The organism is Marinobacter sp., from assembly GCF_046484525.1.
GTDB lineage: Bacteria > Pseudomonadota > Gammaproteobacteria > Pseudomonadales > Oleiphilaceae > Marinobacter.
Genome location: NZ_JAWOIS010000089.1, coordinates 43,475 through 65,323, shown reverse-complemented (window position 1 = coordinate 65,323; position 21,849 = coordinate 43,475). Strand labels below are relative to the sequence as shown.

The following is a 21,849-nucleotide window of genomic DNA, read 5'->3' as shown; positions in this document are numbered from 1 at the left end:
ACCTTGCTGCCATCGTCCAGGGTGAACTCATATAGCGTATTTTCCAGATCCTTCTCTTTCACCAGTACGCCCTGGAAGGCTTCGGGGTTGAAGCGGAAGGTGGTGCAACCCTTCAGGCCTTTGTCGTAGGCGTACAGGTAGATGCCCTTGAAGTCCGGGTATGCGAAGTCTGTCGGAACGTTGGCCGTCTTGGAAATCGAGGAATCTACCCACTTCTGGGCAGCGGCCTGGATGTCCACGTGCTGCTTCGGCGTGACGTCTTCCGAGGTGGTGAAGTAGGCCGGCAGTTTCTTGTCCTCGTCCTCGGAGAACGGCATGGCGCCCGGGTTCACCAGGTGGCGGTAGGCCAGCAGTTCGAAGGAGAATACGTCTACCTTCTCCTTGGTCTTGCGGCCCTCGCGGATGATGTTGCGCGCGTAGTGGTGCGAGAAGCTCGGCTCGATGCCGTTACTGGCGTTGTTGGCCAGTGACAGGCTGATGGTGCCGGTGGGTGCGATGGAGGTGTGGTGGGTAAAGCGGCCACCTTTCTCGGCCAGCTGGTTCACCAGCTCCGGCTCCACGTGGGCGATCTGCTGCATGTAGCGGCTGAAGCGGGCGTGCAGCAGTTTGCCTTTGAGGATGTCGCCAACCTTGTAGCCTTCTTTGGCCAGCTCCGGGCACTTGGTCATCATCTTCGGGGTGATTTCGAACTCTTCGTCCATGATCGGGGCCGGGCCTTTTTCTTCGGCCAGGGCCAGGGACTGGCGCCAGCCTTCCACGGCCATTTCACGCACCACTTCCTCGGTGAACTGCACGGACTCGTCAGAGCCATACGGCATGCGCAGCATGGCGAGGGTGGAGCCCAGGCCCAGGATGCCCATGCCGTGGCGACGCTTGTGCGTGATCTCGTGGCGCTGCTCGGCCAGCGGCAGGCCATTGATTTCAACCACGTTGTCGAGCATGCGGGTGAAGATGCCCACGACCTTGCGGTACTTCTCGTAGTTGAAGCTGGCCTTGTCGGTGAACGGGTATTCCACGAACTTGGTCAGGTTCACCGAGCCCAGCAGGCAGCTGCCATATGGAGGCAGGGGCTGCTCGCCGCAGGGGTTGGTGGCGCGGATGTCTTCGCAGAACCAGTTGTTGTTCATCTGGTTGACCTTGTCGATCAGGATGAAGCCCGGTTCGGCGTAGTCGTAGGTGCTGGTCATGATGGTGTCCCAGATGAACTGGGCCTTGACGGTCTTGTAGATGCGGCAGGCAACCTTACCTTCATTGTTGACCACGTAGCCGTCCTGCACCGGGAAATCGCGGTACAGGTACTGGGAGGTATCGCTCAGGTCCAGGCCTTCGCCTTCCACTTCCTTTTGGGTGACCGGGAAGGAGAGGTGCCAGTCATCGCCGTTTCGCACGGCTTCGATGAAGTCCTCGGTGATCAGCAGGGACAGGTTGAACTGGCGCAGGCGGCCGTCTTCACGCTTGGCCTGGATGAACTCGATCACGTCCGGGTGGTGAACGTCGAAGGTGGCCATCTGTGCACCGCGGCGGCCACCGGCGGAGGACACGGTGAAGCACATGCGGTCGAAGATATCCATGAAGGACAGCGGGCCGGAGGTGGTGGCGCCGGCGCCGGCGACATAGGCGCCGCGGGGGCGCAGGGTGGAAAACTCGTAACCGATACCACAGCCGGCCTTGAGGGTCAGGCCTGCTTCGTGGTTCTTCTCCAGGATGTCGTTCATGGAGTCATGGACGGTGCCGGAGACGGTACAGTTGATGGTGGAAGTAGCCGGTTTGTGGGCTTCGGCACCGGCGTTGGAGGTAATACGACCGGCCGGGATGGCGCCGTTCTGCAGGGCCCAGATGAAGTCCTTCATGTGCCTGGTGCGCACGGACTTGTTTTCCACTTCCGCCAGGGCTTTGGCCACACGTTCGTAGGTGGCGTTGATGTCCTTGTCGACGGGTTCACCGGTCTTGGTCTTGAGCTGGTATTTGCTGCTCCAGATATCCAGTGAAGCTTCCTGCATGGGAATCGTTGTGATCACTGCCTGTGCCTTAGCGTTCATTGCCACCCTCGGTTCTTCCAGTGTGTCTCTTTTCGATGGCGCCGTCTCCGGTGCCACACCCCTTTGAGTCGTGTTGCGTCTGTCAGTTTCTGTGTCTTGCGGGCCCGGCTTGGGCAGATAGGGAAGAAGACCACAAGATGTGGGGGTCTTCCCTGCCAGCCATTGATGGCCGTTCCCGTTGTGTGATCGTTGTTGCGGGCCTGGCTGAGGCCTTCTCACGCCTGCCGGGTGGGCAGGTCTGCTTCGTCCTTGTGGCCCTATATATGGGCTTATTTCTTAACGAGTATAACAGGATATAGTATTGAGTGAATAAGAACGCAACTATTGATTGAGGGTGCAGGGCAAAGAAAATCAATGGAAGAGGGCTTGAAAATACCGAAAGCCGCGTGAAAACGGGCTCTTGGGAAGGATTGCTCAAAAACACTACATATTGTGGTCAGAAAACCGCCAAACTGCGCCGCCGATCGGGATTCTGACAACAAAAAAGCGGGGCTGATTGCCAGCCCCGCTTTTATTATCCGGTCCCGGCGGACAGATCAGCCCAGCAGCAGACTATCGTCGTCCACTTCAAGGCCGCGCTGTTTCTCGAACAGCCCGAGCAGGTCCTTCACTTCCAGACCTTCCCGTTCCTTACCGGCAATGTCGAACACCACCTGGCCCTGATGCAGCATCACTGTGCGGGTACCGACTTCCAGTGCCTGTTTCATGCTATGGGTCACCATCAGGGCAGTGAGTTTCTGCTCCTCGATGATCTTTTCGGTCAGTTCCAGTACGAAGGCAGCGGTTTTCGGGTCCAGGGCGGCGGTGTGCTCGTCCAGCAGCAGGATGCTGGAGGGCGTCAGGCTTGCCATCAGCAGGCTCACGGCCTGGCGCTGGCCGCCGGAGAGCAGGCCCATCTTGTCGCCCAGGCGGTTTTCCAGGCCAAGTTTGAGGGAGGAGAGGCTCTCCCGGAACTGACCCAGGTACTGTTTCTTGACCGCTGAGGTCAGCCCACGGTGCTGGCCACGCTTGATGGCGAGGGCCAGGTTTTCCTCGATGGACAGATTCTCGCAGGTGCCCGCGAGTGGGTCCTGGAACACCCGGGCCACCCGTGCCGCGCGTTTGTGGGTGGGCAGGCGGGTAACGTCCTGGTTGTCCACGATGATCTGGCCCGTGTCCACAATCACTTCGCCGGCGAGGGCGTTGAGGAACGTGGATTTGCCGGCGCCGTTACTGCCGATCACGGTCACAAATTCACCCTGGTTCACGGTCAGGCTCATGCCCCGGAGTGCCGGGTTTTCCAGCGGCGTTCCCTTGCCAAAAGTCAGTCGGAGATCGCTTGCACTGATCATGTCGATTCCTCAGGCCTTTTTGCGGGTGAGTTTGCCGATCACGGAATTGCGCACGCCCGGCAGGACAATGGCGAGGGTCACGAGTACGGCGGTGATCAGGTTCAGATCCTGGGCCTGTAGGCCAAGCACGTCGGCATTCAGGGCAAAGGCAATGGCCAGGCGATAGATGATGGCGCCCACCACGCAGGCAATGAGTGCCCGGACAACCGTGGAGGGTGTGACCAGGGCCTCACCGCCAATCAGGGAGGCCAGGCCGATGACGATCACGCCCACACCCATGGTGACGTCCGCCGCACCCTGACTCTGGGCAAACAGCGCGCCGGCGAGGCCCACCAGGCCGTTGGACAGGGCAACACCCAGAACGATCATGCCGCCGGTCGCGATACCCTGGGCCCGGGCCATACGGGGGTTGGCGCCAGTGGCGCGCATAGCCAGACCGGTTTCCGATTTCATGAAACGCCACAGCAGGATCAGTGAGATGAACACCACGATCAGGAGCAGCAGCACCGGCACCTGGTGGAATGCCAGGTCCAGCTCGTACCAGGGGGTGAGCACGGTTTCCTCGGTCAACAGGGCCACGTTGGGCCGGCCCATGATCCGGAGGTTCACCGAGTACAGGGCGATCATGGTGAGGATCGAGGCCAGCAGGTTCAGGATGTTGAGCTTGACGTTAAGTAGCGCGGTCACGGCACCGGCTGCCATACCGGCGAGTACGGCCGCACCGGTGGCGATCCAGGGATTCCAGCCAGCGATGATGAGCATGGCGGCCACCGCAGCACCCAGCGGGAAGCTGCCGTCAACGGTGAGATCGGGGAAGTCGAGAACGCGGAACGAGATGTAGATGCCGAAGGCAACCAGGCCGTAGATGAGGCCGGTTTCCAGGGCGCCGTAAAAAGCGATTTCGCTGAGCATGGGTAGTATTCACTGTGAAAGAAAAACGGGCGGGCCCTTGTGGGGGTCCGCCCGTATTGGTCAGGGCGTTTACTTGTCGCTTTTGACGACTTCTTTCGCTTCCTTGACGAAATCTTCGGACAGGGTGATGCCCATGCGCTCGGCGGCGGCCGGGTTTACGAACAGGTCCAGGGTGTCCATGGTTTCAACAGGCATGGTGGCGGTGTCCGCACCTTCAAGCACGCGGTAGACCATCTTGCCGGTCTGGCGGCCGTGCTCGTAGTAGTTGAAGCCGAGGGCTGCCACGGCACCACGCTCAACGGTGGCAGTGTCGGCGGCGAACACCGGGATGTCGGCGCGCTCGCCCACGGAGATGACCGCTTCGGCGGCACTGATCACGGTGTTGTCGGTGGTCAGGTAGATGGTGTCAGCCTCGCCCACCAGGGAGCGGGCGGCACCCAGAACCTCGGAGGTCTTGGTGGCGGCGGCCTTGACCAGCTCCAGGCCACGGGCGGCCAGACGCTCTTCGAGCATATTGACCAGGGAAACGGCGTTGGCTTCACCCGGGTTGTAGACGGTACCGATGCGCTTGGCATCCGGCATCACGCGCTGGAGCATGTCCAGGTGCTTATCGAGCGGCAGCATGTCGCTGACGCCGGTGATGTTGGCGCCAGGTGCTTCAAGGCTCTTGATCAGCTTGGCGCCTACCGGATCGGTAACAGCGGAGAACACAACCGGGATATTGCGGGCCGCTGCGGCCACGGTCTGGGCGGAGGGCGTGGCGATAGCCACGATTACATCCGGGCTCTCTCCGACGAACTTGCGAGCGATCTGAGAGGCGATGGCGGAGTTGCCCTGGGCACTCTCGTGCATCACGGTCAGGTTTTCGCCTTCCTTGTAGCCTTGTTCAGCCAGCTGGTCCTTGACGCCTTGGTAAACGGCGTCCAGCGCAGGGTGTTCGACGATCTGCGTGATGGCAACTGTCTTGGCTTCCTGGGCCTGTACCAGGCTTGCCGCTGCCAGCAGGGAGGCACCCAGAAGAGTGCGCAGAGTTCTCTTGGCCATATACCCATCTCCGAGTTTATTAATGGTTTCAGGTGTGCCGGGTCTGACGTCCGGAAAGAGCGGGAGTTTATCACAGGCGGGGGGCGTAAGGGGTAGGGGAAGTTGCCAGTGGCACGGTTTTTAACGGAAGAAGTTGTAAATTCTAATTGTTTTGCGTTGGTCACGTTTTGACGGGCGAATGTATGTTGAAATACCCTACGAAAGTCTAATAATACGCCTGATAGGGCGAATAATTAAAAGCATTGTGACGCATAAGGAAGGTCCATGGACACAACAAACAAGCTTCCCCTGGATATGGTCTATCACTGGGAGAAGGCGAAGAAGAGCGACCTCTACATGACCCAGCCCGTGGGCGATGGCAAGGTAGTGGAGTACACCTGGGGTCGTGCGGTGGAGGAGGCGCGCCGGATGGCGGCCTATCTGAAATCCCTGAACCTCCCGGAAAAGAGCCGGGTGGGCATCATTTCCAAGAATTGCGCCCAGTGGGTAATGTCGGATTGGGCCATTTGGATGGCCGGGCACATTTCCGTTCCCCTGTACCCCACGCTGAACTCGGGCACCGTCAACTACATCCTTAACCATGCGGAGTGCGAAGTATTGTTCGTCGGCAAGCTGGATGACTGGGACATGATGAAGCCCGGCGTGCCCGAGTCAGTGCGTTGCATTTCCTACCCGCTGAGCCCGCCCAACGATTTCGAAACCTGGGACGATATTGTCAGCAAGTATCCGCCGCTGGAGGAGAACGTTCAGCGTGATCCGGAAGAGCTGGCCACCATCGTCTACACCTCCGGCAGCACCGGCCGGCCCAAGGGTGTGATGCTGAGCTTCAACAACATGGCGTTTGCCGCCGCCGGCGGCATCGAGACCCTGGGCGTCGGCCCGAACGAGCGGATGCTGTCCTATCTACCGCTGGCTCATGTGTTCGAGCGCACCTTCGTGGAGCTGGGCTCGCTGTATTCCGGCTTCCAGCTGTTTTTTGCGGAATCCCTGGATACCTTTGTCCAGGACCTGCAACGGGCACAGCCCACACTGTTCCTCTCGGTGCCCCGCCTGTGGGTGAAGTTCCAGCACGGCGTGTTGCAGAAACTTCCGAAGGAGAAGATGGACCGCCTGATGAAGATCCCGCTGGTGAACCGGCTGATCAAGAAGAAGGTGCTGAAAGGCCTGGGCCTGGACAAGGTGAAGCTCGCCGGCAGTGGGTCGGCACCGTTGTCCCACGATGTGCTGGACTGGTACCGCAACCTGGGTCTCGAGTTGCTTGAAGGCTACGGCATGTCCGAGAACTTTGCCTATTCCCACATGAACAAGCCGGGTCGGGCCCGCACCGGGTACGTGGGCGAGTCCCTGCCGGGTGTGGAAACGAAGATCAGCGAGGAAGGTGAGGTGCTGGTCAAGAGCCCCGCTACCATGATGGGCTACTACAAGGATGAGGAGAAAACCCGGGAAACCTTTACCGAGGATGGCTTCCTGAAGACCGGTGACAAGGGCGAGATCGATGAGATGGGCCGCCTGAAGCTGACCGGCCGCCTCAAGGAAATCTTCAAGACCAGCAAGGGCAAGTACATTGCGCCGGCGCCGATCGAGAACCGCCTGATGTCCCACGATGCCATCGAGATGGTGTGCGTGTCCGGCGCCAACCAGACCCAGCCCCACGCCCTGGTGATGCTCGGCGAGGAGGCCCGTCCGAAACTGGCGGACAATCATTACCGCAAGCAGCTGGAAGACAGCTTCAAGAACCTCATCCAGGAAGTGAACAAGACTGTCGACCCTCACGAGCAGCTGGCGTTCATTACCGTGGTCAGCGATGAGTGGTCGATCGAGAACAGCTTCCTGACACCGACCCTCAAACTGAAGCGGAACGTGGTGGAGGATGCCTACCAGGCGAAGGTGGATAGCTGGTACGCCAAGAAGCAACCGGTGATCTGGCAGTAAAGCAGCGCTTTCCCCCATTATCACTCAACGAAAGGGCCCGGATTTTCCCGTGCCCTATCTGCATCTGGCCATTTCTGACCGACGTTAGTCGCATGTTGAAAACGCCGGCTCGGGCCTAAACTTCTGGTAGTCAGGAGGAAGTTATGACCCAGTTGGCCCTTTTCCAGAAACGAATCAATGAAGATATTCCCCTGTCCCGAGCGCTGGGCATCCAGCTGCATTCCTGGGACGGTCACGCCCTTGTGCTGAGCGCACCGCTCGAACCCAACCACAACCACCAGGGCACCGGTTTCGGCGGCAGTGTCTATTCCGCTGCGGTAACCGCTGCCTGGAGTCTCACCGAGTTGGCCCTGTGGGATCTCGGGCTCAGGGGCGCCGTGGTTGTGCAGAATGGCAACATCGATTACCTCGAGCCGGTCACCAGCGATTTCTTTGTGGTCTGCCGGTTGCCCGGGGAGGAGATTCCGGCGCGCTTCCGCAAGAGTCTTGCCAGACATGGCAAGGGGCGGCTTGACCTGACCGCTGAGGTGTTCTGCGGGGAACCCACAGTTTTGCCGAAGACCGATCCGGTGGCGGTATTCCAGGGCCGTTTCGTGGTTCAGGATGTGCGGTCCCGGCTAGGTCTCTGAACGGGGCGGCGGGCCGCCACATTCTAGGCAATACTTCGGGTATTGGAGATGGAGCGGCTCATCAGGATGATTGGCACGATCCCCGCGAGGACAATGATCAATGAGGGCAGGGCGCTGTGGAACAGACGCTCGTCTGATGCGAACTGGTAAACGTAGGTCGCCAGGGTCTCGAAGTTGAACGGCCGAAGGATGAGCGTGGCCGGCAACTCTTTCATGCAATCCACGAACACCACCAGGGCTGCCGTCAGCAGGGTTCCCCTGAGCATCGGCAAATGTACGTTCACCAGGGTCTTGCCTGGTGTGTAGCCCAGTGAGCGCGAGGCCATGTCCATGCTCGGCGTGATCTTTTGCAGGGCGCTTTCCACGCTGCCGGCGGACACCGCCAGGAAGCGGACGGTGTAGGCAAACACCAGTGCGAAGGCGGTGCCGCTGAGCAGCAGGCCGGTGCTGAAACCAAAGGTACTTCTCATTAGGCTGTCGAGCCAGTTATCGAAGCCCGCCAGGGGCACAATTACACCCACCGCCAATACCGCGCCCGGCATGGCATAGCCCAGGCTGGAAAGCCGCATCAGGATCTGCATACCCCGGGTGTTATGCAGGCGCCGACTGTAGGCCAGGATAACGCCGATCAGCAGGGTGGTCAGGGCCGCGGTGCTGGACAGGAACAGGCTGTTCAGCGTGTTCTGGATAAAGTCCGGGTTCCAGCTCTCCTCGAAGTATTCCCAGGCATACAGGCCGAGTGTTCCGGCGGGCACCACGAATCCGAGGATGAACGGGATGGCACACACGCCAACACAGATCAGTTGCCGGGGAAAGGACATGGTGAAACGGCGGATCGGATCCCGGTTGTCGCGGGCGGCATACTGCTGTTGACGACGGCGGGAGTAGCGCTCAAGGGTTACCAGAATCACCACGAAAACCAGCATGGTGGTGGCAATCTGCGCGGCACCACCCAGGTTGCCCAGGTTCATCCACGTATCAAAAAGCCCGGCCGTGAGGGTCTGAACGGCAAAAAAGTCGACGGTGCCGAAATCGTTCAGGGTTTCCATCAATACCAGGGACAGGCCGACGGCGACGGCGGGTCGGGCGATGGGTAACACAACCCGGAAGAAGGTGCTCAATGCCGAATGGCCCAGACTGCGGCTGACCGCAAACAGGGACGGCGATTGCTCCAGGAAGGCGGCCCGGGCCAGCAGGTAAACATAGGGGTAGAGCACAAGGCCAATCATCAGGGTGGCGCCTTCCAGGCTGCGAATCTCCGGGAACCAATAGTCAGAAGCATTCTGCCAGCCAAACCAGTCACGCAGGGTGCGCTGAACCGGGCCGGCGTAGTCCAGCAGGCTGGTGTAGACATAGGCAATCACGTAAGCCGGAACCGCAAAGGGCAGCAGCATTGCCCATTCGAAGAATTTGCGTCCGGGAAATTCGCACATGGTCACCGCCCAGGCCGTCGACAGGCCGATCACGAGGGTGATGGCACCAACACCAACCATCAGCTGGATGGTGGTCCACAGGTAACGCGGCAAGGTGGTATCGATCAGGTGAGGCCAGATGTTCTCCTCGGGAAAGAAGGCGAGGAAGATCACTGAAAGCACGGGCAGGGCCACAATGGCGGTAATAAGGGTGGCGGAAATGATCCAGCGACGGGAAGCGCGTTTTGCCAGCAAGGGCTGGGAAAGCCCCGGATCAGCGGCGGTTACGGCCTCGGTCATAATGCTCCCGTCTGTCAAATGGAACTGAGAAAGATTGAGGATTGTAGTCAGCAGTCAGTTGCACTGCAATGACTCGCGTCATTTTAGGAACCGGTAGGCCTGATAAAGGAAAGGGCGCCGCAGCGCCCTTTCCATGGTTCCATTGCTTTTATCCGGTGTGATTACTCGCCGTCGTAATCGACGCGATCAACCAGCTTTACCGCTGCCTCGCGGTTTTCCGCGATGGTCTGCAGGGACAGCTGGTCCGGATTGATCTCACCCCATTCGGCGACGAGGCCGGAGGGCTTCACTTCCGGGTTGGCCGGGTACTCGGTATTGGCCTCGGCGTAGATACGCTGGGCCTCCGGAGAGGACAGGAACTCCATCAACTTGACGGCGTTCTCCCGGTTCGGTGCGCTCTTGGTCATTGAGATACCGCTGATATTCACGTGGGTACCACGGCCATCGGCGTTCGGGAACACCAGGCGAACCTGCTCGGCAATCGGGCGCTGGTTCTCGTCCTGCAGCATGTTGCCGTAGTAGTAGCTATTGCCGATGGAGATGTCACACACGCCTTCGGCAATGGCCTTGATCTGGTCACGGTCGCCGCCCTGGGGCTTGCGCGCCAGATTGTCTTTTACATCCTGCAGCCACTGCTCGGTCCACTCTTCGCCGTGATGGGCGATCATTGAGGAGAACAGGGCGATGTTGTACGGATGCTTCCCGCTACGGGTGCAGATACGGTCGTTCCACTTGTCGTCGGCCAGTTCTTCATAGCTGGTGATTTCACCTTCTTCCACGCGCTCCCTGGAGGTGAAGATCAGGCGGCCGCGGGTGGTCAGGGCAAACCACTTGCCTTCCGGGTGACGCAGGTTTTCCGGGATGTTGCTGTTCAGCACATCGCTGTCCACGCCCTGCACCAGATCACGCTCGACGAGTTCGTTGATGCGGGAGATGTCCACTGTCAGGACCACGTCTGCCGGGCTGTTGCGGCCTTCGCGCTCCAGGCGCTCGGCAAGGCCCTGTTTGGCGAAAACCACGTTGGACTCGATGCCGGTTTCTTTCTCGAAAGCGTTGAGCAACGGCTCAAGCAGGTATGCCTGGCGGTAGGAGTAAATGTTGACTTCGCCCTCGGCGGATGCGGAGAGTGGCATGGCCGCCAGGGCCATTGCTGCAGTTGCTGCCAGTTTCATGCGCATGTTGGTGTTACCTCTGCCTGATATGAGTTTGTTTCGCTTGTAAGAGTCGCAAGCATGTAAAAACAGCAACCATTCTCATTTGTATTGGTGGCAGAGTCAATATCACCTTTGGAATATTTCATGCAAAATGGTGGTATTCTTCAGAACACACTAAAAAACTTGGACTTTTTCGGAATACAGGGACTTTCAGAATGGCCGGCAGAGCAGGGATGATACGCAGAGTTTTCTTTCTATTTATACCGGTGGCAGTCCTGTTACCTGGCTGCGCCAGCTATTACAGCCATTTCGCCATGTTTCCCGCAGAGAACTCACAGGGTGAGGCCCGCCAGGTGCGGGTGTCCTGGGACTCGGCGGAGTACCCGGGCTGGTGGATTCTGGATGACCGTTCGACCGCCATGAAAGTGGAAGCCCAGTGCAGCGCGAGGATATGGCGCCTGCGCGACGACTCCCATGACCGGGCGGGCGCCTGCGGCAAAGGAATCCGGGCCTGTGCCGAGTCTGGCGTGGATCGGGTGGTGGTCACCGGTGAGCATCTGGACCCGTCCGCATGTCTGGTGGTGAACCCGGATGACAGCAACGCCCGGATTGCCGACATCGAGGGCCGGCTGGCATTGCTGGTGGTCTGTGAGCCGGTGGTTCCCGAGTTCGAGGGGGAAGGTGAGGTGGTCAATATGGATTACCTTCGTGCCTCCTCTGTTCCCTACACAGTCTATACTCGAAAGGTGCCACGCGGATCCTTGAGAGCCAGCCTGCCGGCCTTTGACGAGTCCGCCTGCGAGTAACGATGGTGATCGGCGTGATGCAGATCACGGAGTTACAGTCTGTTTACCTTCGGTTACTTTCTGGATCTTTTGGGGTACGAAACTGTAATGGACTCTTGTGTATGCTGGGTCAAAATGTCAAATATCTAAAAATGAATTATTTTCAGGGGTGACTCTCGTGGGCGTCCAACAGAGAAAAGTTGCGGTTCATGACTTGGAAGTGGGCATGTTTGTGTCCGATCTGGACCGGCCCTGGCACCAGACACCGTTTCCGATCCAGGGTTTCTACATCCGCTCCGAGGACGACATCCGGGCGCTGAAATCCCACTGTCGGTGGGTGATGATCGACGTCGCTGAAATCCGGAGCACCTCGAAACTTGAGCAGGACGAGATCAAGCCAGCCTTCGGGCGTAGAATCCTCAAGCGTGGCGGTGACCGGGAAGAGCTCAAACTGCCGCCCTTGGCCATTCAGGAGCCGGTGGAATACGAGACCAGCACCACCCTGAAAAAAGAGATCAAGGTTTCGCGTCTCCTGCTTGACGATGCTGAACTTGCCCTTGAGCGCGCGTTCGAATCCCTGCAAGAGGGCGGCAGCGCCGACCTGCGCCCTGTCGCCGAGATAACCCGCAAGATGGTCGCCAGTGTTATTCGTCACCCCGACGCGCTGCTATGGCTGAGCCGGATTCGGGGCCACGATGACTATATTTATCGTCACTCGCTCAACACGGCGATCTGGGCGTTGGTGTGTGGGCGGCACCTTGGTCTGAATGAAGGCCTCCTGAATCATCTTGGCATGGGCTGCCTGTTGTCCCAGGTGGGTAAAACCGTGCTGCCCCGCGCTTTGCTGAATCAGGAGGGCCAGTTCAGCGCCGAGGATTACGCCCGTTACAGGACTTATGTCGAAAAAGGTCTCGCAATGCTTGAGGGTACCGGTGTATCCCGGGCAGTGCTCAGCGTGGTAGGCGGGCACCGGGAGCGACACAATGGCTCCGGTTTCCCCCAGGGGGTCCGCGGTACCCGGATCCCGCTGATGGCAAAAGTGGCGGGTATTGCCGAGTATTTCGAATCCCTGATCGGCCCCCGGGAAGGCGGAGACGAACCCTTGACACCGGCCAAGGCGGTGAGCCTGCTCTACGAGATGAGAAACATCGAATTCCAGGAAGACCTGGTAGAGAATTTCATCCAGGCGATCGGTGTCTATCCGACTGGGAGCCTGGTGGAACTCAGCGATGGCCAGCGTGGCATTGTGGTCTCCCATTCTCGGGAACGCCGCCTGTGGCCGAAGGTGATGGTAATGACCGACCAGGAGCACCAGCCGCTGAAGTCCGCGCACATTATTGACCTTGCCAAGTACAACGAAAGCCGGGACGTCAACGAAGCCCTGATCGTGAAGGAGTGCCTGCCGCATGGCTCCGAGGGTCTGGATCCTTCGCAGTATGATGTTACCGGTGCGGAATCCCGCTGGAGCCTCGGTCGGCTGATCAGCGGATAATCACCCGCAGGCTCTTGCGTACCCAGCGGTAGGTGTTTTCGGGGCGGAAGCTCATCACCAGCTCCGATTCACCGCCGCTGCTCCCGCTGACGAAATAATTCACCTCGGCACTCTGCCAACTCCACGCGTGTATTGTGACATCCTGCGGGCGAGTGCTGATGGCCTCGATCTCCGCGAGCGTGGTTTCGCCTCCGATTCGTTGCACCCGGACGCTCTTGATTCCGGTATCGCTGGCCGGGTGACTGGCCAAATCCTCATCGAGGTAATAGCCATTGCTGACGGCGGTGGTGATGTCTTGCAGCTCCTGGCGCAGGTAAATTCGCGCATCTTCGTTGTCAATCTCATCCATGGTCCGGATAGCGTCGAGGATACGATCCCGTTTGACCTGCAGGTCTTGCCGGTATGCCACGTCCGGGTCCCAGTCTTCCTCATTTTCCGGCCGTTCCGGGGCATTCTGGATCTGTTCAGGGGTCGGAGGTGGTTCGCAGAGCTCGTCGCCTTCAGGATGAAAGCAGATTCGGGCCAGTAGCTGATTGGCGGGTGAGGGCGTTGTGCCCCTGGCGGTGAATTCCGTGGTGGGCACGTTGAAGTCAATGGGGGCGTCCAGCAGGGGCAGCGCCGCGTTTAGCTGGCCGATCACCCTTTGGCGGATTTCGATGCCCTCGTCTTCCTGCACACCCTGGGTCCAGTCCAGCGACATCAGCAGGCGGGTCAGGTTCATCAGCGCGCCATTGTCCAGCAGATTCAGCTCCGTCCGGGTATGGGTGCGCAAGCCTTCGGCGTCGACCGTCGGCGTTTGCAGCGCACCCCGAATGTCGGGAAAGAATTCCAGCAGGGTGACGTGGGGCCGGGCCGGAACACCTTCTGCCAGAACCAGATCGCCGATCTGAAAGCTCAGGGTCTCGCCGGGATAATAGCTGAACTCACCATCGGCGTTGGTGGTGCCGCTCTGGCTTGCGGTCCGGTAGCTCAGGCCGCTGAAACCGTTGTAGTTGATCTGTCCGGTGTTCGCGGCAGTAGCGCCGCCATCATCACTGCCCAAACAGCCGGACAGGGCAAGGGTGCTCAGGAGGGTGATGAGGGGCGCAGTTCGGTGAACGGATCTCATGTTTCGGCGTACATCCCGGTCTTGATGGCCGGCAGCAGAGATTCAGGCCAGCGTTTTGTAAGTTGTTGTAACCGCATTATAGGGATGCCAGTTGGTGGATATCGCGATTCCTGTCGCAGTTTGGCGGTTTTGCCGGGGCTCCAGGCTTGCCCTTGAATTTCACGAGGTTGCCACAATGAATAGCACTTTACTTTTTGACGTGCGCGGCTGTGGTGGCTGCCATCGAAATCCATCGGATCCGGGATGAGCTATGACCAATGCACTGGAAATTGAGGGCCTAACCAAAACCTACGGTGATGGCTTCCAGGCCCTGAAGGGGATTGATCTTCAAGTCAGGGAAGGGGATTTTTTCGCGTTGCTGGGCCCCAATGGTGCCGGCAAATCCACGACCCTGGGCATTGTCTGCTCTCTGGTGAACAAATCCGCCGGAAAGGTCCGGGTGTTCGGCCATGATATCGATACCAATCTGGCGGATGCGAAGCTGAACCTCGGGGTTGTTCCCCAGGAGTTCAACTTCAACCAGTTCGAGAAAGTGTTCGACATCGTGACCACTCAGGCCGGCTATTACGGGATTCCTCTCAGTCGGGCCTCCGTGTCCGCAGAGAAATACCTCAAGAAACTGGGTCTATGGGACAAGCGCAATACCCCGGCCCGCATGCTCTCCGGTGGCATGAAGCGCCGTCTGATGATCGCACGGGCACTGGTGCACGAGCCTAAACTGTTGATTCTCGACGAGCCCACCGCGGGTGTCGATATCGAGCTGCGCCGGTCCATGTGGATCTTCCTTGAAGAAATGAACCGGGAGGGCACCACCATCATCCTGACCACCCATTACCTGGAGGAGGCGGAAGCCCTGTGCAGGAATATTGCCATCATCGATCACGGTAAGATCCTCAAGCACACGAGCAAGCGTGAGTTGTTGCAGCAACTGAGTGTGGAAACCTTCGTCCTGGATACCGAGAAAGAGCTCTCCGGTGTACCGGAGCTGGAAGGTGTCACCTGTCGCATTAATGACGAAGGTGCCCTGGAAGTGGATGTGAAAAAGGGCCAGGGCCTGAACGCGGTTTTTGCCCAACTGGACCAGCTCGATATCAAGGTGGTCAGTATGCGCACCAAGGCCAACCGACTTGAGGAGCTGTTCATCCGGATGGTGCAAGAGAATGCTGCCGAAGGCCGTAAGAGCGTGGAGGGTGCGGCATGAGACTTGATGCATTGTGGGTCGCCTTCTACACCATTGTACTTCGTGAGATTCGCCGGTTTACCCGGATCTGGCCCCAGACGTTGTTGCCGCCGGCGGTCACCATGACTCTCTACTTCATCATCTTCGGCAACCTGATCGGTTCGCGGATCGGTGAGATGGGCGGCTTCAACTACATGCAGTTCATCGTGCCCGGACTGATCATGATGGCGGTGATCACCAATTCCTACGCCAATGTGGTGTCGTCCTTCTTTTCCATGAAGTTCCAGCGCAGTATCGAGGAGCTGCTGGTTTCACCGGTGCCGAACTGGGTGATCCTTGCCGGCTATGTGACCGGCGGTATGGCGCGTGGCCTTGGGATCGGCGTCATTGTCACGGCGCTGTCCCTGGCGTTCACCCAGCTGTCCATCCACAGTCTTCCGATGGTGGTGGTGACGGTGTTCATGACTTCGGCGCTTTTTGCCCTGGGTGGGTTCATCAATGCCATGCTGGCGACCAAGTTCGATGACATCTCGATTGTGCCGACCTTCGTGCTGACACCGCTGACCTACCTGGGTGGCGTGTTCTACAGCATCGATCTGTTGCCGGGGTTCTGGCAGGGCGTGTCGATGGTGAACCCGATCCTGTACATGGTGAACGGCTTCCGCTTCGGCATACTGGGTGTTTCGGACGTTAATCCGTTCGTGTCTCTTGGTATGATTCTGGTCTTCATCGTTGTGCTGGCGTTCATTGCCCTGCGCATGCTCGAGCGCGGCAAGGGAATCCGCCACTGATTTCAGGAACCGATATGGCTTTGCATAACGCGCCGCTGGGCAAATCCAGCGAATACCCGGATTCTTACGACCCGACCCTGCTGTTCCCGGTGGCGCGGGAGGAAAACCGCCGCCGGATCGGGCTTGAGGATGGTCGCTGGCCCTGGTTCGGTGAGGACCTCTGGCAGGCCTGGGAAGTTTCCTGGCTGCGGCCCGGTGGTGTGCCGGCCGCCGCCTGGGCGGAGATCGTTGTGCCGGCGGCATCGCCATCCATCATTGAATCCAAGTCCCTCAAGCTGTATCTGAACTCCCTGAACCAGCATGTCTTCTCGACGCCGGAGCAGCTGGTGGAAACAGTGGTCAACGACCTTTCCGGCGCCTGTGGCGTGGCCGTTCGGGTCAATTTGCACAGTGTCGATGAGAGCGGGTATGCCATTGGGCGCCCCGAGGGTTACCAGTTGATTGATGACGAGCCGGTCTCGGCTGTGGTGTACCAGTATGCGCCGGAGTCCCTGGCTGCCGAACCCGGGGCAGAGGTGGTAACCGAGCGGTTGTGTTCACACCTGCTCAAGAGCAACTGCCCAGTCACCGGGCAGCCGGACTGGGGCACCCTCCTGATCAGCTACACCGGGCCGAAGATCGACCGCTCGGCTTTGCTGCGTTACATCGTCAGCTTCCGGAACAAGCAGGATTTCCATGAGCATTGTGTCGAAACGGTCTTCACTGACCTGATGGAGCATTTCCAGCCAACGGAACTGGCGGTGTGCGCCCGCTACACCCGCCGTGGTGGTCTGGACATCAATCCGTGGCGGAGCACGCAGGCAGAGGGAGATGCGGGCCCGAGGCTGATCCGGCAGTAACGGCAATGGACCGGTTCAGCCGAGTTTGCCGGACTCGGGTAGTTCTTCTTCGGAGCGCAGGCGATCCGCGGCATCCTCAAGAGCCTCCAGGATGGCCTTGCGTTCCTTCTCTGTGATCTTGTTAGAGTCCAGGTACATGGCAAAGCCGCTGTGTTCGTGTTCGAGGAAGCTGCGGTTCGGACCCATGTCCCGCCGGAAGTCCACCACTTCGTAAATCGGGACCGGCTTGGCAAAGCCCTTGACCGTGATCTCACCTTTGTCACGGCACATGATCCGGTCCTTGATCAGCGAGAAGGTTTCATAGGAAACCAGAATTTCGCCGGGCTCAGCCAGGGATTCGAGGCGGCTGGCCAGGTTCACTTCCTTGCCGATGATGGTGTAGTCCATCCGGTTTTCGGCGCCGAAGTTGCCCACTGTGGTGTAACCGGTGCTGATGCCCATGCGGATCTGCAGTGGGGTCTTGATGCCTTGGCTGCGCCACTTCTGGCGCATGATTTTCATGTGCTTGCGCATTTCGATGCCCATGGACACGCAGGCAAAGGCATCTTCCTTCTGGCCCCGGCTGGTGGGATCCCCGAAGAACACCATGATGGAATCACCCACGAACTTGTCGATGGTGCCGCCGTATTTCAGGGCCACCTCGGACATGCCGTTGAAGTAGTGGTTCAGCAGTTCGGTCAGGGCCTCCGGCTCCATTTCCTCGGATAGCTCCGTGAAGCCCTTGATGTCCGAGAAGAAGACGGCGAGTTTCTTGCGCTGGGTTTCCAGCCGGACATCCCGTTCACCGGTAAAGATCGACTGCCACACCTGGGGCGAAAGGTACTTGGACAGTTTGTGAGAGAGGGCGATGGATTGTTCCCGCTGATTCTGGATCTGGGTTTTGGCCAGCATCAGGGCCCGTGCCTGCTGGTGCGAATAGAAGGCGGTGACGCAAATATAAATGCCGGTGGCCAGGATGGCGCTGATGCTGGTGAGCAGCGGTGACCGGAAGGACTCGGCTGGCCCTGCGAGGGCGAGGCCGGCGGCAATCGCTGATGCCATGAGCGTGGTGCCCAGCAGCCATTGGCGGATGCCACCAATGATCAGGCAACTGAACATCATCATCAGGGCCACCGAAACTGCGGGAACGGCTACCAGGCCTGTGAGGCCGATAAAGGTGCCGCCAAACACACAGTCCACCAGCAACATCCTCTGGCGAATTCGCGGAGAGCGGTTCAGGAAAGTTTTTCGGGTGAGGATGTGGGCGAAGTGAGGCCAGAGCAAGGCCCCGGCAACAAGCCACAGCAGCCACTGTTCAAATGCGCTCTGCAGGACACCGATGACAATGATGATGGCAGTGACCGTGTAAGCAAGGATACGCCCGCTGTAATCCGGCATCGGGGGGGCAGCCGTTGAACCGCTGCCCTGCTCGTGGGACAGCGCGTTACCGGCGCTGCTGCTTGCATTTCGCAAGTCCACAGGGGCGCTCATCATCTCAGAAACGGATCCTGCCAATCAGCATGTCTCGGAACATCACCCAGTCTCCCATGAGGCTGTACAGTGGGTATTTGAAGGTAGCCGGGCGGTTTTTCTCAAACTTGAAATGGCCCACCCAGGCAAAGCCATATCCGATAACCGGGAGCGCCAGCAACCACAGCAGTTTACCCGAGGTGATCGCCCGGATTGCCACGATCAGGACCAGTAGGCTGCTGACGAAATGAAGGCGCCGGCACGTTACATTACTGTGCTCATCCAGATAGTAAGGATAGAATTTCGAAAAGTTGCGAAATTCGTTCTGGTCATTCATGGTGCTGCCACTTCATTTATAGTTGTTAACATGAGCCAACCAGAATTGAAGGTTACCAGTATTACGTATAAGCCACAATTCGTGTGTGGGCTTCTAACTAGGCCTTTTTGAACACATTTTTTCCTGACAGCGAGTCGATATGACGTCCGTTACCGAGTTCCTTCTCAATCGCAGTTCCGAACCGCGCCTGACCGCACCCGCCCCGGACCGGAAAACTCTCGAGCACGCCTTTGCCTGCGCCGCGCGCGCCCCGGATCATGCCCTGCTGCGGCCCTGGCGTTATCTGGTCATCGAAGGAGAGGGGCTGGAACGTTTGGGCGAGCTGTTTGCATCCACCTGTCCCAATAATGCGGACGAACAGGATATTGAGAAGCTGCTCCGTTCGCCGCTCCGGGCGCCGATGATTATTGTCGGCATCGCGTCCCCGAGCGAGCATCCCAAGGTTCCGGAAGTGGAGCAGTTGTTATCCGCGGGCGCCGGTTTGAGCTTTCTGGAGCTGGCACTTCAGGACGCCGGGTTCGGAGTCATGTGGCGTACCGGTACGATGGCTTACCACCCGGCAGTCAGTGAAGGTCTGGGTCTGTCAGAGCAGGAATCCATCATCGGCTTTCTTTATACCGGAACGGTCGCCACTGAGAAGCCCAAGGTCCGCCGGCCGGAGGTTGCCGAGTTTGTCTCGGACTGGCCGCCGGAAAGCGGGTAATGTTATTGCTTTCGAAAATAACGTCAGTATAATCCCCCACACTCTCCGATGGCGGCGTGGTGAAATTGGTAGACACGACGGATTCAAAATCCGTTGGGGTAAAACCCGTGGCGGTTCGAGTCCGCCCGCCGCTACCATCATCTTTCCTGCAGTGTCGTAACCAGTCCATCCCATGAATGTCTCCGACTTTAACTTTGATCTCCCGGACGAGTTGATTGCCCGGTATCCGCTCAAGGAACGCAGCGCCTCTCGCCTTCTGCACCTCGAGGGGCTGACCGGGAAAGTGGACCATCTCCGGTTCACGGATCTACAGGAACTGATCCAGGAAGGCGACCTGCTGGTGTTCAATGACACCCGGGTGATTCCTGCACGTTTGTTCGGCAAGAAAGAAACCGGCGGCCAGGTGGAAGTGCTCGTCGAGCGCGTTACCGGTGAACACGAGATCCTCGCCCATGTGCGTGCCTCCAAAGCCCTCAAAGCCGATCAGAAGGTTATCCTCGAGGATGGTAGTGTGCTGCGCATGGTCGAGCGCGAGGATGCGTTGTTTCGGCTGATGGCCGAAACCGCTGAGCCCGTTCTCGAACTGCTCGAGCGTATTGGCCACATGCCGCTGCCGCCCTATGTGGACCGCCCCGACGAATCCTCGGATCGGGAGCGTTACCAGACGGTCTATGCCCGGGAAGCCGGTGCGGTGGCAGCTCCGACCGCAGGATTGCATTTTGATGAGACGATGCTGGGGCAGCTCAGGGCCCGAGGTGTCGAAACCACCTTTGTGACGCTGCATGTGGGGGCAGGTACGTTCCAGCCGGTGCGCGTGGAGCGCATCGAGGACCATGTGATGCACAGTGAGGTTGCCCATGTGCCGAAGGGAACCGTCGAGGCTATCGAACGGACCCGGGCGCGCGGCGGTCGGGTCATCGCCGTGGGTACCACATCGGTGCGTTCTCTGGAGTCGGCGAGCCGGGGTGGACGTGTGCGGCCATTCCGGGGCGAGACGGCCATCTTCATCCACCCGGGGTACCGCTTCCAGACTGTTGATGCCCTGATCACTAATTTCCATCTGCCGGGATCGACCCTGATCATGCTGGTCAGTGCCTTTGCCGGTTACGACAACGTGATGGCGGCATACCGGGAAGCCGTTGCCGAGCGGTACCGTTTCTTCAGCTACGGCGATGCCATGTTCATTACCAGTCAGGAGCCCAGCCGGGGCATGCTCCTGGGTGCATTCGCCGGTGCTGCCACTACCGAATCCGACGAGTCCGGAGAATCATCGTGACCTATTCCTGCTTCATGTCCTTCGAGAAAATTACCGAAGACGGTCGTGCCCGGCGTGGCCGGCTGACGTTTCCACGGGGTGTGGTCGAAACGCCGGCATTCATGCCGGTGGGCACCTATGGAACCGTCAAGGGCATGCTGCCCCGTGATATTCATGAGATCGGTGCCCAGATTATCCTTGGCAACACTTTTCACCTTATGCTTCGCCCCGGTACCGAAGTGGTCAAGGCCCACGGTGACCTGCATGACTTTACCCAGTGGCAGGGCCCGATCCTGACCGATTCCGGCGGTTTCCAGGTGTTCAGCCTGGGCGAGATGCGCAAGATCACGGAAGAGGGCGTGACTTTCCGATCACCGGTAGATGGTTCGAAAGTGGAGCTCTCGCCGGAAATCGCGATCCGGGTTCAGCTTGACCTGGGTTCGGATATCGTCATGATCTTTGACGAGTGCACACCTTACCCGGCAACCGAGAAGCAGGCGCGGGAATCCATGCAGCTGTCACTGCGCTGGGCGGAACGGAGCAAGAACGCCCATGAAGGCAATCCGGCTGCGTTGTTCGGCATTGTCCAGGGTGGCATGTACGAAGGGCTGCGTGACCAGTCCCTGGCCGGGCTCACGGAGATTGGTTTTGACGGCTACGCCATCGGCGGGCTGTCTGTGGGGGAGCCAAAGGAAGATATGATCCGGATCCTGGATCACCTGCCGCCGCAAATGCCTGAGGACAAGCCTCGCTACCTGATGGGAGTCGGCCGCCCGGAGGATATTGTCGAGGCGGTCCGCCGGGGAGTGGACATGTTCGATTGCGTAATGCCGACGCGGAACGCCCGTAATGGCTATCTGTTTACCTCCACCGGTATCATCAAGATCCGCAACGCCCGTCATCGCCATGATACCAGTCCGCTGGACGAGCGCTGTGACTGTTATACCTGTCAGAATTTTTCGAGAAGTTATCTGCATCATCTGGATAAATGTGGAGAAATGCTCGGCGCCCAGCTCAATACGATTCACAACCTGCGGTTCTACCAGAACCTGATGGCCGGATTGCGTGAGGCCATTGAAGCAGGTACATTGTCGGACTTTATTAGCGACTTCTATGCCCTTCGCGGCGAATCGGTACCGCCGCTGGCGGGTGCCTGA

Annotated in this window: 19 protein-coding genes and 1 tRNA gene; 11 read left to right on the top strand and 9 right to left on the bottom strand. The window is 59.0% G+C overall.

Features of this window, described 5'->3' with window-relative positions; all coding sequences use genetic code 11:
- The 4 genes from R6W86_RS17950 to R6W86_RS17935 form a co-directional block, all read right to left on the bottom strand.
- Positions 1-2,039, bottom strand: a 2,039-nt coding sequence (locus R6W86_RS17950; RefSeq protein WP_410330710.1) for an adenosylcobalamin-dependent ribonucleoside-diphosphate reductase, incomplete at its 3' end; no start/stop codon positions are given.
- A gap of 536 nt (positions 2,040-2,575) precedes the next feature.
- Entirely contained in the window at positions 2,576-3,370 is a 795-nt protein-coding gene (locus R6W86_RS17945) for an ABC transporter ATP-binding protein (RefSeq protein WP_410330709.1), read from the bottom strand.
- A 9-nt stretch (positions 3,371-3,379) separates the two neighbouring features.
- Positions 3,380-4,282 (bottom strand): ABC transporter permease, encoded by a 903-nt coding sequence (locus R6W86_RS17940; protein WP_410330708.1) that lies wholly within the window; start codon positions 4,280-4,282, stop codon positions 3,380-3,382.
- A 69-nt stretch (positions 4,283-4,351) separates the two neighbouring features.
- Positions 4,352-5,326, bottom strand: a complete 975-nt coding sequence (locus R6W86_RS17935) for an ABC transporter substrate-binding protein (RefSeq protein ID WP_410330707.1) — start codon at positions 5,324-5,326, stop codon at positions 4,352-4,354.
- Positions 5,327-5,590: 264 nt separating this feature from the next.
- Between R6W86_RS17935 and R6W86_RS17930 the strand changes: the two genes are divergently transcribed.
- Both R6W86_RS17930 and R6W86_RS17925 read left to right on the top strand, forming a co-directional pair.
- The gene (locus R6W86_RS17930) at positions 5,591-7,258 is read left to right on the top strand and encodes an AMP-binding protein (RefSeq protein ID WP_410330706.1); all 1,668 of its coding nucleotides are present in this window, start codon (positions 5,591-5,593) and stop codon (positions 7,256-7,258) included.
- Between the two features lie 143 nt (positions 7,259-7,401).
- Positions 7,402-7,887 carry a thioesterase domain-containing protein gene (locus tag R6W86_RS17925; RefSeq protein ID WP_410330705.1) on the top strand — a complete coding sequence of 162 codons (486 nt, stop codon included), beginning with the start codon at positions 7,402-7,404 and terminating at the stop codon, positions 7,885-7,887.
- Between the two features lie 23 nt (positions 7,888-7,910).
- Here R6W86_RS17925 and R6W86_RS17920 read toward each other — a convergent pair whose 3' ends face one another.
- Both R6W86_RS17920 and R6W86_RS17915 read right to left on the bottom strand, forming a co-directional pair.
- Positions 7,911-9,599 carry an ABC transporter permease gene (locus R6W86_RS17920; RefSeq protein ID WP_410330704.1) on the bottom strand — a complete coding sequence of 563 codons (1,689 nt, stop codon included), beginning with the start codon at positions 9,597-9,599 and terminating at the stop codon, positions 7,911-7,913.
- Between the two features lie 161 nt (positions 9,600-9,760).
- Positions 9,761-10,777: a Fe(3+) ABC transporter substrate-binding protein gene (locus R6W86_RS17915; protein ID WP_410330703.1), complete on the bottom strand. Its 1,017-nt coding sequence runs from the start codon at positions 10,775-10,777 to the stop codon at positions 9,761-9,763.
- 209 nt (positions 10,778-10,986) lie between these two features.
- On the opposite strand from R6W86_RS17915, the gene R6W86_RS17910 reads away from it, so the two are divergent.
- On the top strand, positions 10,987-11,559 hold the full coding sequence (locus tag R6W86_RS17910) for a hypothetical protein (protein ID WP_410330702.1): 573 nt from the start codon (positions 10,987-10,989) through the stop codon (positions 11,557-11,559).
- A gap of 157 nt (positions 11,560-11,716) precedes the next feature.
- A complete protein-coding gene (locus R6W86_RS17905) occupies positions 11,717-13,030 on the top strand; it encodes an HD-GYP domain-containing protein (RefSeq protein ID WP_410330701.1) in 1,314 nt (437 codons plus the stop codon).
- On the opposite strand, the gene R6W86_RS17900 is transcribed toward R6W86_RS17905, so the two are convergent.
- Positions 13,020-14,138, bottom strand: a complete 1,119-nt coding sequence (locus tag R6W86_RS17900) for an organic solvent ABC transporter permease (RefSeq protein WP_410330700.1) — start codon at positions 14,136-14,138, stop codon at positions 13,020-13,022. The two genes, R6W86_RS17905 and R6W86_RS17900, sit on opposite strands and share 11 nt — an antisense overlap.
- 250 nt (positions 14,139-14,388) lie before the next feature.
- On the opposite strand from R6W86_RS17900, the gene R6W86_RS17895 reads away from it, so the two are divergent.
- The 3 genes from R6W86_RS17895 to queF are packed head-to-tail and all read left to right on the top strand — an operon-like array spanning position 14,389 to position 16,948.
- Positions 14,389-15,339 carry an ABC transporter ATP-binding protein gene (locus tag R6W86_RS17895; RefSeq protein ID WP_410330699.1) on the top strand — a complete coding sequence of 317 codons (951 nt, stop codon included), beginning with the start codon at positions 14,389-14,391 and terminating at the stop codon, positions 15,337-15,339.
- On the top strand, positions 15,336-16,109 hold the full coding sequence (locus R6W86_RS17890; RefSeq protein WP_410330698.1) for an ABC transporter permease: 774 nt from the start codon (positions 15,336-15,338) through the stop codon (positions 16,107-16,109). The genes R6W86_RS17895 and R6W86_RS17890 overlap by 4 nt, the downstream gene beginning before the upstream one ends.
- A 14-nt stretch (positions 16,110-16,123) precedes the next feature.
- Positions 16,124-16,948, top strand: a complete 825-nt coding sequence (gene queF, locus R6W86_RS17885) for an NADPH-dependent 7-cyano-7-deazaguanine reductase QueF (RefSeq protein ID WP_410330697.1) — start codon at positions 16,124-16,126, stop codon at positions 16,946-16,948.
- Positions 16,949-16,963: 15 nt separating this feature from the next.
- Here the strand turns inward: queF and R6W86_RS17880 are convergent, their stop codons facing one another.
- Positions 16,964-18,421: an adenylate/guanylate cyclase domain-containing protein gene (locus R6W86_RS17880; protein ID WP_410330696.1), complete on the bottom strand. Its 1,458-nt coding sequence runs from the start codon at positions 18,419-18,421 to the stop codon at positions 16,964-16,966.
- 1 nt (position 18,422) lies between these two features.
- Positions 18,423-18,734, bottom strand: a complete 312-nt coding sequence (locus R6W86_RS17875; protein ID WP_410330695.1) for an Mpo1-like protein — start codon at positions 18,732-18,734, stop codon at positions 18,423-18,425.
- Positions 18,735-18,873: 139 nt separating this feature from the next.
- On the opposite strand from R6W86_RS17875, the gene R6W86_RS17870 reads away from it, so the two are divergent.
- From R6W86_RS17870 to tgt, 4 genes are all read left to right on the top strand, one after another.
- Complete coding sequence (locus tag R6W86_RS17870) at positions 18,874-19,437, top strand: nitroreductase family protein (RefSeq protein WP_410330694.1); 564 nt, start codon at positions 18,874-18,876, stop codon at positions 19,435-19,437.
- A gap of 50 nt (positions 19,438-19,487) precedes the next feature.
- Positions 19,488-19,574 (top strand) — tRNA-Leu (locus R6W86_RS17865).
- Between the two features lie 35 nt (positions 19,575-19,609).
- On the top strand, positions 19,610-20,713 hold the full coding sequence (gene queA / locus R6W86_RS17860; RefSeq protein ID WP_410330693.1) for a tRNA preQ1(34) S-adenosylmethionine ribosyltransferase-isomerase QueA: 1,104 nt from the start codon (positions 19,610-19,612) through the stop codon (positions 20,711-20,713).
- 14 nt (positions 20,714-20,727) lie between these two features.
- On the top strand, positions 20,728-21,849 hold the full coding sequence (tgt, locus tag R6W86_RS17855) for a tRNA guanosine(34) transglycosylase Tgt (protein WP_410330711.1): 1,122 nt from the start codon (positions 20,728-20,730) through the stop codon (positions 21,847-21,849).

Excerpts from the sequence above, each read along its gene's own strand:
- R6W86_RS17880 (WP_410330696.1), bottom strand. The coding sequence starts at position 18,421 with ATGATGAGCGCCCCTGTGGACTTGCGAAATGCAAGCAGCAGCGCCGGT.
- tgt (WP_410330711.1), top strand. The coding sequence starts at position 20,728 with ATGTCCTTCGAGAAAATTACCGAAGACGGTCGTGCCCGGCGTGGCCGG.
- R6W86_RS17870 (WP_410330694.1), top strand. The coding sequence starts at position 18,874 with ATGACGTCCGTTACCGAGTTCCTTCTCAATCGCAGTTCCGAACCGCGC.
- R6W86_RS17895 (WP_410330699.1), top strand. The coding sequence starts at position 14,389 with ATGACCAATGCACTGGAAATTGAGGGCCTAACCAAAACCTACGGTGAT.
- R6W86_RS17890 (WP_410330698.1), top strand. The coding sequence starts at position 15,336 with ATGAGACTTGATGCATTGTGGGTCGCCTTCTACACCATTGTACTTCGT.
- R6W86_RS17945 (WP_410330709.1), bottom strand. The coding sequence starts at position 3,370 with ATGATCAGTGCAAGCGATCTCCGACTGACTTTTGGCAAGGGAACGCCG.
- R6W86_RS17910 (WP_410330702.1), top strand. The coding sequence starts at position 10,987 with ATGATACGCAGAGTTTTCTTTCTATTTATACCGGTGGCAGTCCTGTTA.
- R6W86_RS17875 (WP_410330695.1), bottom strand. The coding sequence starts at position 18,734 with ATGAATGACCAGAACGAATTTCGCAACTTTTCGAAATTCTATCCTTAC.
- R6W86_RS17935 (WP_410330707.1), bottom strand. The coding sequence starts at position 5,326 with ATGGCCAAGAGAACTCTGCGCACTCTTCTGGGTGCCTCCCTGCTGGCA.
- R6W86_RS17925 (WP_410330705.1), top strand. The coding sequence starts at position 7,402 with ATGACCCAGTTGGCCCTTTTCCAGAAACGAATCAATGAAGATATTCCC.
- R6W86_RS17915 (WP_410330703.1), bottom strand. The coding sequence starts at position 10,777 with ATGCGCATGAAACTGGCAGCAACTGCAGCAATGGCCCTGGCGGCCATG.
- queF (WP_410330697.1), top strand. The coding sequence starts at position 16,124 with ATGGCTTTGCATAACGCGCCGCTGGGCAAATCCAGCGAATACCCGGAT.
- R6W86_RS17940 (WP_410330708.1), bottom strand. The coding sequence starts at position 4,282 with ATGCTCAGCGAAATCGCTTTTTACGGCGCCCTGGAAACCGGCCTCATC.
- R6W86_RS17920 (WP_410330704.1), bottom strand. The coding sequence starts at position 9,599 with ATGACCGAGGCCGTAACCGCCGCTGATCCGGGGCTTTCCCAGCCCTTG.
- queA (WP_410330693.1), top strand. The coding sequence starts at position 19,610 with ATGAATGTCTCCGACTTTAACTTTGATCTCCCGGACGAGTTGATTGCC.
- R6W86_RS17930 (WP_410330706.1), top strand. The coding sequence starts at position 5,591 with ATGGACACAACAAACAAGCTTCCCCTGGATATGGTCTATCACTGGGAG.
- R6W86_RS17900 (WP_410330700.1), bottom strand. The coding sequence starts at position 14,138 with ATGAGATCCGTTCACCGAACTGCGCCCCTCATCACCCTCCTGAGCACC.